General features: G+C 36.6%; 8 protein-coding genes. 2 read left to right on the forward strand and 6 right to left on the reverse strand.

The features are described from left to right. Nucleotides 1-71 precede the first annotated feature (71 nt). Nucleotides 72-494 (reverse strand): DUF5606 family protein, encoded by a 423-nt coding sequence (locus AC22ZQ_RS09575; RefSeq protein ID WP_318958561.1) that lies wholly within the window; start codon nucleotides 492-494, stop codon nucleotides 72-74. Nucleotides 495-551: 57 nt separating this feature from the next. Further along, nucleotides 552-3,077, reverse strand: a complete 2,526-nt coding sequence (locus tag AC22ZQ_RS09580; RefSeq protein ID WP_318958562.1) for a S8/S53 family peptidase — start codon at nucleotides 3,075-3,077, stop codon at nucleotides 552-554. A gap of 137 nt (nucleotides 3,078-3,214) precedes the next feature. On the opposite strand from AC22ZQ_RS09580, the gene AC22ZQ_RS09585 reads away from it, so the two are divergent. After that, on the forward strand, nucleotides 3,215-4,879 hold the full coding sequence (locus AC22ZQ_RS09585) for a S8 family peptidase (RefSeq protein WP_318958563.1): 1,665 nt from the start codon (nucleotides 3,215-3,217) through the stop codon (nucleotides 4,877-4,879). Between the two features lie 109 nt (nucleotides 4,880-4,988). After that, the gene (locus AC22ZQ_RS09590) at nucleotides 4,989-6,068 is read left to right on the forward strand and encodes a hypothetical protein (RefSeq protein WP_318958564.1); all 1,080 of its coding nucleotides are present in this window, start codon (nucleotides 4,989-4,991) and stop codon (nucleotides 6,066-6,068) included. On the opposite strand, the gene AC22ZQ_RS09595 is transcribed toward AC22ZQ_RS09590, so the two are convergent. From AC22ZQ_RS09595 to AC22ZQ_RS09610, 4 genes are all read right to left on the reverse strand, one after another. Next, nucleotides 6,058-6,468 (reverse strand): hypothetical protein, encoded by a 411-nt coding sequence (locus AC22ZQ_RS09595; RefSeq protein WP_318958565.1) that lies wholly within the window; start codon nucleotides 6,466-6,468, stop codon nucleotides 6,058-6,060. The two genes, AC22ZQ_RS09590 and AC22ZQ_RS09595, sit on opposite strands and share 11 nt — an antisense overlap. Before the next feature lies 1 nt (nucleotide 6,469). Further along, nucleotides 6,470-7,372, reverse strand: a complete 903-nt coding sequence (locus tag AC22ZQ_RS09600) for a histone deacetylase family protein (protein ID WP_318958566.1) — start codon at nucleotides 7,370-7,372, stop codon at nucleotides 6,470-6,472. Nucleotides 7,373-7,517: 145 nt separating this feature from the next. Beyond that, nucleotides 7,518-8,474 carry a glucosaminidase domain-containing protein gene (locus AC22ZQ_RS09605; protein ID WP_318958567.1) on the reverse strand — a complete coding sequence of 319 codons (957 nt, stop codon included), beginning with the start codon at nucleotides 8,472-8,474 and terminating at the stop codon, nucleotides 7,518-7,520. 132 nt (nucleotides 8,475-8,606) lie between these two features. Further along, nucleotides 8,607-8,972: aminotransferase class III-fold pyridoxal phosphate-dependent enzyme (locus AC22ZQ_RS09610; RefSeq protein WP_318958568.1), on the reverse strand; the 366-nt coding region annotated here is incomplete at its 5' end.

Here is an 8,972-nt window from a genome sequence, read left to right on the forward strand (position 1 = left end):
ACTATCATTTTTAAGCATGAAAAAAGGGTCATTCATTGAACGACCCTTACTATTTTTTTAGTAGAAACTAATTACTCTTCTTCTTGAGAAACTTCTTCTGTTGTTCCTTCTACCGGTGCTGTTAAACCAGCTTTGTGCAATAAGTTGTACCACTGAAACAATTTCTTGATATCTGATGGATAAACTCTTTCTTTATCATAATCCGGTAAAACTTCCTCTAAAAAGCTTTCTAATTTTGATAAAGACTCTTTGTGAGATAAAACCTGCTCTTCTGCAACTTTCTCTCTGAATTTGATGTAAACCTCTCTTAAAGGAACATCTTCTTCATACGTGTAAATAGAAATATCTTCTAATGCTGAAATTCTATCTGTAGCGTATGCTGGAATTCTTTTGTTATCGTTTAAAGCTTCAACAATAATGTTATTCTTTCCTTGTCCTACAACTTTGTATAGTCCCGGACGACCTGATATTGATATTACTCCTTTGAGATTCATATTAAAGTTTGTTCAATTTTTTAAGGATTCAAAAATAATAAGTTAATGCCATATTAACTATTCTCGAATAACTTTAATTGTATACGTTTTATTGTTTAAAACTATCTTACATAAATAAATTCCCTTTGCAAGTTCCGCCAAATCTACCTGAGTACTCCCTTGCGCATTACTTTGAAAATGCAAGACCTTTGCCCCAGTAAGCGTGGTTATTTCACCCGTAAAGTTCTCTTGATTCATATGCTCAATAAACACAATTCCAGAAGTTGGGTTTGGGTAAACTTTAAATTCTTTTTCTTCTGCATCTTGAATTCCTAAATAATATCTAACACTATCTGAATACGCCCAACATCCATCATCACTTAAAGTTCCCATGATATAGGTTCCTTCTGAATTGATGACCAAGTTTTGATTCGTTTCTCCAGGAATTGCATTTCCATTTAAGAACCATTGGTAATTATTAGAAGGTGTTGAGGATAATACATTACCATTTAAAGTAATAAAAGGAGTTGGAGGCATAGTACCCACCGTTAAGCCTATAGTATCGCTTAAACCTTCACACCCACGTTCATCCATCACATAGGTAGCCCAAACACTGTCTTGCTGTTGCGTAACCGTAAGGGTTAAATTGTTTGAATTATCATACCATTCCACTTCTATCGGATTCCCGTCTGGATATACAAGCGCAATTCCATCACATACCACTGTGTCTCCTAACAAATCTGCCTCAAAATAGGTACTTGCTGTTGCATCCAAAGCATTTACAATTCCATATCCAAATCCATTATTTGGCAAACTTCCCATAAAACTTTCTTCTCGTGCCGTGTTTTGTATAGCAGCTATAAATTCTTCTGTTGATAATAAATTACACTTTTCTAACATCAATGCACCAATTCCAGCAACCGTTGGAGATGCCATTGAAGTTCCTCCATTTCGTGCATGGTAGCCTCCACTATCGAGTAAAGGGTAATAACCAACATTATTTCTTAACCATTCAGGCGCCGCACCTAAGGTAACATTTCCCGTTGCGGCAATATTTGGCTTCACTACATCTAAACGAGAAGGACCCTTACTTGATGTTGAAGAAAGCTCTCCAGGATAAGCTCCTGGCGCCGCATTGTAGGTGTTGTAATTTTTATCTATGTGATGTGTTCTACATAATGTATTGGCTACAGAAACTATTTTTTCTGAACAGTTCCAGGAAGAAACTATCGATTGATTAGCATCTGGCAATACATAGTTTACGATTGCGGGCATCACTGATGAAGCTGGTAAATTTTCAACAATTGTGCTCAATCCAAAACTTGCTGTACTCCATAAATCGTATTGACCAGACCCTTTGGTCATAAACCTAAAATTATAAGATGTTGAATCTACCTGATTAAAGTATCCTTGTATATGAAAAGCTCCTCCTACGATTTCTGTATAGGTTATTATCGTAGCAATTCTATCTCCATTACTATTATAAATTGTATCGTTTTTAGGTGTACCTACATTGGTTAAGGCTTGTCTAAAGGCTGTTCCTCCTGCATAAGTATAATTAGGTCTGTCTGCTCCATATGCATAGCTATAGGTAGCTTGCGCAGTATCTGACCATAAATCAAACAATATCGTATTCGCTCCTCCTGCACCATTAGGATTAGATTTTAACCAAATGAAAGATGTATCTGCTGTTGGGAAATTTCTTACGTGATAATTCCCAAGTGCTCCAGAGTTACCTGCTGCACCAACAATAAGTCTCCCTCTTTTTTCATCCAGTAATTGCTCCATCATTTCAGAAGCCGGATCGTTTCCATCATGTGATCCTATGTAAGAACCTACACTTAAATTTACAACTGCTGGTCTTCCTAGTGAATCTGCCACCTTAAAAACATAATCACAAGCGTCTGCTACGGAAAGCGTCCAGTTTGGCAATGAAAAATTAGTTTCTATGAAGATGATTTTAGTATCAGGTGCCATTCCCATATTGGTCCCGTTAGCATTTCCATTTCCACAACCTATACCTGTAACCGTTGTACCATGGGCTGAGCTTTCTTCTGTGTAAGGACAGGTCCCATCATTTATACTAGCACTATCACATATCTGTCCATAACCATAAGCAGCAGGAGTGTTGGGTCCATTCCCAGCACCTTGATCCCAGTAGCGTATCACTCTGTTATTACCATTGTCATCAATAAAATCTGGATGTGTATAATCTAACCCCTGATCTACAAAACCAATAATGACACCCTCCCCTGTATAACCTGCAGGCAACGGTGCACTGCCTTGATGTACTTGATCTACAAACAAGAGCGCTCGCGCAGTATCATCCAAAGCAGTTGGGTTAGAAAACTCAAGGTAAAAATCACTTAAACCTCCTGATGTATATCCTTCATTTACAAAATTGGGAGTTGCACTAAACAGGATATAATCCTTTGTAATGCTTTTAACTTGTACACCTTTTCTGTGTAAATAGTTTAAATTATCATAAGTATAGGGAACAGAAAATGGAATTATCTCCTGTGCATACTTATCTAAAACATTGTCCCAATTCAATTTAGGAGATTGACCTAATGTTGTGAGCGTTATCAATAGAAAACAAAACATTAGGATTTTTCGCGCGTGTACCATTTATAGCAATTTTTAACCTTAGAACGTAAATTTAAAGGAAAAGGTGTAAAAAATGGAGTGAGATTAAAATAAAAATGGAATATTTGTAACTCGAAAATTATCATCAAAAGACTATGAAAAGAAGATTTTTAAGAATAATCTTACCGGCATTCGCAGTAACTTACTTTAGTGCTGCTTACGCACAGTTGAATGAAAAGCCTTCAACAGAAGTAATCAAAAACTGGTACAACGGTGAAGCAGGAATGAACACTGAAGCTGCCTACAAAAAAGTGAAGAAGAAAGAATCTTCTGAAGTTGTAGTTGCAGTTATTGATAGTGGTATTGATATTGACCACGAAGATTTACAAGGACAAATCTGGGTAAACACTGATGAAATTCCAGGAAACGGAATTGATGACGATAACAACGGTTACATCGATGATATCCACGGATGGAACTTCCTTGGAAACGCTGATGGAACTAACCAAAACGATACGCGTTTAGAGTTAACAAGACTTTACGCACAATTAAACCCAAGATTCGCTAGTGTTGTAGAGGCAGATGTTGCTCCTGCAGATATGGAGGACTACAAATTGTACCTTGAAGTTAAAGCTGAATACGAAGCTACTAGAAACAGATACGAGTCTATCGTAGCGCGTTACAAAATGTTAGCAGAAGAAACTATTCCTGCATCATTGGCTGCTGCAGAAAAAGCTTTAGGAGCAGATTACACATTAGAACAATTAAATGCTTGGGAGCCTACAGACAAAGAAGGACAAAAACATAAAAGCATTGCATTAGAAGTTAAGCAAGGAAACTTGTCAGCTGAAATGTTAATGGGATACGTTGAAAGCTTACAAGGAAGATTAGATTGTAACTACAACGCTTACTGTGATGATAGATCTATCATTGGAGACAACCCTTACGACATCTTAGATGTGAACTACGGTAACAACGACGTTGAAGGACCAGATGCATTACACGGTACACACGTAGGTGGTATTATTGGTGCTGTTCGTGGAAACGGAAAAGGTGGTGACGGTGTTGCTGAAAATGTTAAATTAATGTCATTAAGAGCCGTTCCTAACGGAGATGAGCACGATAAGGATATCGCTTTAGCAATTCGTTATGCAGTAGATAACGGAGCACAAATCATTAACGGTTCTTTCGGTAAGAACTACTCTCCAAACGGAAGATGGGTATACGATGCTATCAAGTACGCAGAATCTAAAGGAGTACTGTTTGTTCATGCTGCTGGAAATGATAACAAAAATGTAGATGTAGAACCAAATTACCCTACTTCTCATTACCCTTTCCAAACAGAAGATTTCACACACTACTTAACAATTGGAGCAAGTACGCGTTATTTATCAACGAAAGAAAAAGACAGTATCACTGTTCCTTCTCAATTGGCTGCAAGTTTCTCTAACTACGGACAAACAAACGTAGACGTGTTTGCACCAGGTTTAGAAATTTACAATACCGTTCAAGGAGATACTACTTACTTGGCAATTCAAGGAACATCAATGGCCTCTCCAATGGTAGCAGGTGCAGCGGCTTTCTTAAAAAGCTACTTCCCTGAATTAACGATGTTACAAATCAAAAACATCTTGTTAGAAACAGCTAAAACTTACGAAGATTTAGAGGTTATCAAACCAGGTGCTTCTACAAGAGATTTAAACAACATCGAAACAATTGCTTTCTCTAAGTTATCTGTAACTGGTGGAACAATTGATTTATTGGAAGCTACGAAAGCAGCCAAAAAATTGGTAAAAGAACTAGAGAAAGAGAAAAAATAAATTCTGAACACTCAGTTTTAAAATAGTAAAAGGGATGCACAATATGTGTATCCCTTTTTTAGTTTATAGATTTGGCTAAATTTGGAGAACTATTTGCTTACATAGAATTATGAGGATTATATTTTTACTAACGTTCGTACTTTCATTCAACACCTTAAACGCACAAGGGCTCTTCCCTTTCCTAGATAACATTGGCTATCTCCGTGCTTTTGAAAATGGACGCAGTAAGCAACTCGACTACCTTCCTCCTACCGAGTATAAGTACAATCAAAACCTTATCGTTTTCAGAGATCACAAACGCGACCTTTTTGTTTACGATGGTGAAAAAAAGCACTTTTTAAACAACACAGCTGTTCGCTATGAACTAGGTTTGAACTCTGTTACCTGGAACATAGGTCCTATTCTATTTCACTGGGAAAACGGATACAAGAAAACCTTAAGTAATTTCGCCGATTATTACGCCGTAAGCGATTCGCTTGTTGTATTTATAGATTCTCGTGACAACTCAATAAAAGCACATTACAACGATAGCATTTATTTAGTCACTTATAGTTTAGAAGAGTTAACCCTTCCTACCAATATAGGTCCTACTACCTTTGGATTCAAAGGTCCAGGTGAAGTACAGTATATATTTGACAGAGGGAAAATTACAGAAATAGGAAGTTCTCAATTTAGTTTTTCTTACGCTTCAGGATACGGGTTTAGCGTGTTTAACGACCCTATCAATCAAAGTTTTGCTTTGTATGAAAACGGAGAGATATTCAACATAGAATCCGTTCAAATACCTTCTTACAAGGCGGGAAATAATTTTGCAGTATACTTAGATCAAAACCGAAACCTCATGTATTATGAGGCTGGTGAACTTAAAAAAATAAGTAATTATTCTCCTGACTTCTATGAAGTGAAAGACAGTGTAGTGGTTTGGGGTGAAACCAATTTATTCTTCATGTACGACGGAAGCGAGGTTACCCAAATTTCCAATTACATTCCTGAAGAGTATAAAATATCAAATAAAACCGTGGCTTTTAGAAATGTTATGGGAGGGGTTTCTGTATGTAATTATGGTACAACCAAAGAAATCACGAAGGTATTTAAAGCTGAATTTGATGTTAATGCCAACATTGTAAGAGTTGAAACCAGCAAAGGAAACTTCCTCTTCTATCAAAATGGCGAATCCTTTAATTATTAACTTCAAAAAGTTCTGGAAACAAAAATGTATCGCGCTCATCGATAAATAACCAGTTCTTCTGCCCTTCTTTCTTAACAGCGTAGAAATAGTGTTGATGATCTTCTTTTTTATATTGATAACGGATACAGAGCGATTGATCAGCGTCCCAAGACTTATCTTTTACATAATTGAAAATGCTGTATTTCTCTAAGTCGAAATACTTTTGTACCGTATCCTTTCCTTGGTCAGAATAGTGCTTCACAACTCTAGGGTGAGAAAGTCCCAATTTAATCAATACTTGGTTCTCATTCACCGCATCTACATAATCACCCACTGCTTTAGAAAGCACAAGTTCTTCTTGCGTGGATAATCCACAAGCAAGTAAAAAAAACATTAAACTAGATACTAAAACTCTTTTCATCCTAAAAAAATAAATGCTGTGCGGTTCTGTAGGTATTGGCATGTGCTTCAATGATGTATTTAAGTTGAGGGGAATACCCTCCTCCCATAGAACAAACAATTGGCAAAGCATTGGATTTGGCCATTTCAAAGACCAACTCATCTCTGCGCTTACACCCCTCAATACTCACACCTAATCTTCCTAATTTATCTGTTTTTAAGATATCTACACCACATTGATAAAATAAAAAATCAGGTTCCACTTGTGCCATCAATTCATCCAAATGCTTTTCTACCAGGTATAAATACTCTTTATCTCCTATACCATCCTCAACGCCTATATCTAAATCAGACACTTCCTTTTTTAAAGGATAATTGTGTTTTCCATGGACTGAAAAGGTAAAAACCTCAGGAGTGTTTTCGAATATTTCGGCAGTTCCATTTCCCTGATGGACATCTAAATCTATAATCAGCACTTTTTTAGCCAATCCATTGTCTATTGCCCACCTAGCAGCGATGGCTTGATCATTCAGCAAGCAAAAGCCTTCACCTTTGTTGCTAAACGCATGATGTGTACCACCTGCTATATTCATGGCTACACCATGCTCTAAAGCATAATTCACACATTGACGAGTACCTTCCATGATTTTGAATTCTCTTTCAATCAAAGCTGCATTGTGCGGAAACCCTGTAACCCGTTGTTCTCTTTTTGTCAATTCCAGAGCCCTTAATCGCTTCACATAATCTGCATCGTGCACAGCCAAAACGGTTGCTAGATCTATCTCTTCGGTTTTAAAAAAGTTCTCCTCTTCTACTGTACCCTCGTACATTAATTGTTGGGGCAACAATTCGTATTTAGCCATAGGAAATCTATGACCTGGCGGCAAAGTATGCGCATAAATAGGATCGAAGGCAATTTTCAACATAGCGCTAAAATAAGAAGGAAAAATGGTAAAAATAAAAAAGCTCCCATCAACGTGGGAGCTTTTTCAAACAAACAACAATCTCAACAAAAAACAATAATTTTTGAGATCACAAACAAACCAATTAAGGTATGTTCTTTCCTCGATATTATCTAAGGAATACCGTTGTACCTATAGCTATCTCTTTGGATGGAGATAGTTGAGGATTTAATTTTTGCAGTCGTTTTAGCTTAATTCCAAATTCTTGACTAATATCTCTCAAAGAAGTGGAGTCTTTTACTTCTGTAGCTCTTTGCTTTTTAGATCTATTTCTTTTGTACATGATATAGATCTTATCCCCCACCTCTATTTTATTTTCTTTTGAAATTACATCGTTGTATTTATAGATTTGCTTCAAGCTCAACCCGAACTCTTTCGCTATTCTATAATATGTATCTCCTTTTTTAGCGGTGATGAACTGTGTTCTTGCTTTATTTACGTTAACCTTATGTAAATTGTAGTTCACAGACTTACTCAACTTTCCTGTTTGCGGAGTTTTATTACTAACATCCTCTAACGTTTTTTCTGCAATATCTACTTTCGCCAAAGGCTCATCCAAAGGAGACTTATCTAATTTGTAGAGCTCATTTTTCTCTATAATATCAATCAGCAATTGTGGGTATTTGGGGTTAGTTGCATATCCTGCCTTTCTCAATCCTTTTGCCCATTTTTTGTAATCTGTGATCTCATAGGTAAATAGTTCTGCATAACGTTTTCTACCCGCCAAGAATAAACTATGGTCTTCAAATGACTCCAAAGCATGGGCATACTTTCTAAAGCATTCATCCTTTTTGTCATCATCTTTATAAACTCTCTCCCCTTCCCAGCTGTGGCATTTAATACCAAAGTGGTTGTTGGCTTCTGTAGCCAACATGGAGTTTCCGTAAGAACTTTCTAGGATTCCTTGTGCCATCGTTATTGAGGCTGGAATTTTATGCGCATGCATTTGCTCAACAGCAATTTTGGACCATTGGGCAATGTAATCTTCTTTCGTGATTTTAGCCTGAGCACTTAAACTACTCAAAAACAAAAATGTAACCGATGTTATGTAAGGTAATACTTTCATGTTAAAATTCACTTATGAACATATAAACGTGAGTTATTAACAATAGTTACATTATTCTTCAATTAAATGTTTAATTCACAAAAAAAGGCATCCCAACTAAATGAGATGCCTTTTGCATTAAAAGCTTATTTATTACTTTTTAAACTCAGTAATTGTCTTTTCTATAATTGCTACACATTCTAACAATTGTTCTTTGTTCATCACCAATGGTGGAGCAAAACGGATAATATTACCGTGCGTTGGTTTAGCTAATAAACCATTTTCTTTAAGGGCAACACATAAATCCCAAGCTGTAGTGCTATCTTCTGTATCATTAATTAAGATAGCATTCAATAAACCTCTACCTCTAACAGAGTTCACTAAATCTGTATTAGCGATGATACGGTTCATTTCAGCTCTAAACAACTCTCCAAGTTTTTGAGCGTTCTCCGCTAAATTCTCTTCTTTAATTACTTCTAAGGCAGCCGTTGCTACTTTTGCAGCAATTGGGTTACCACC

This window comes from Lishizhenia sp. (assembly GCF_057456495.1).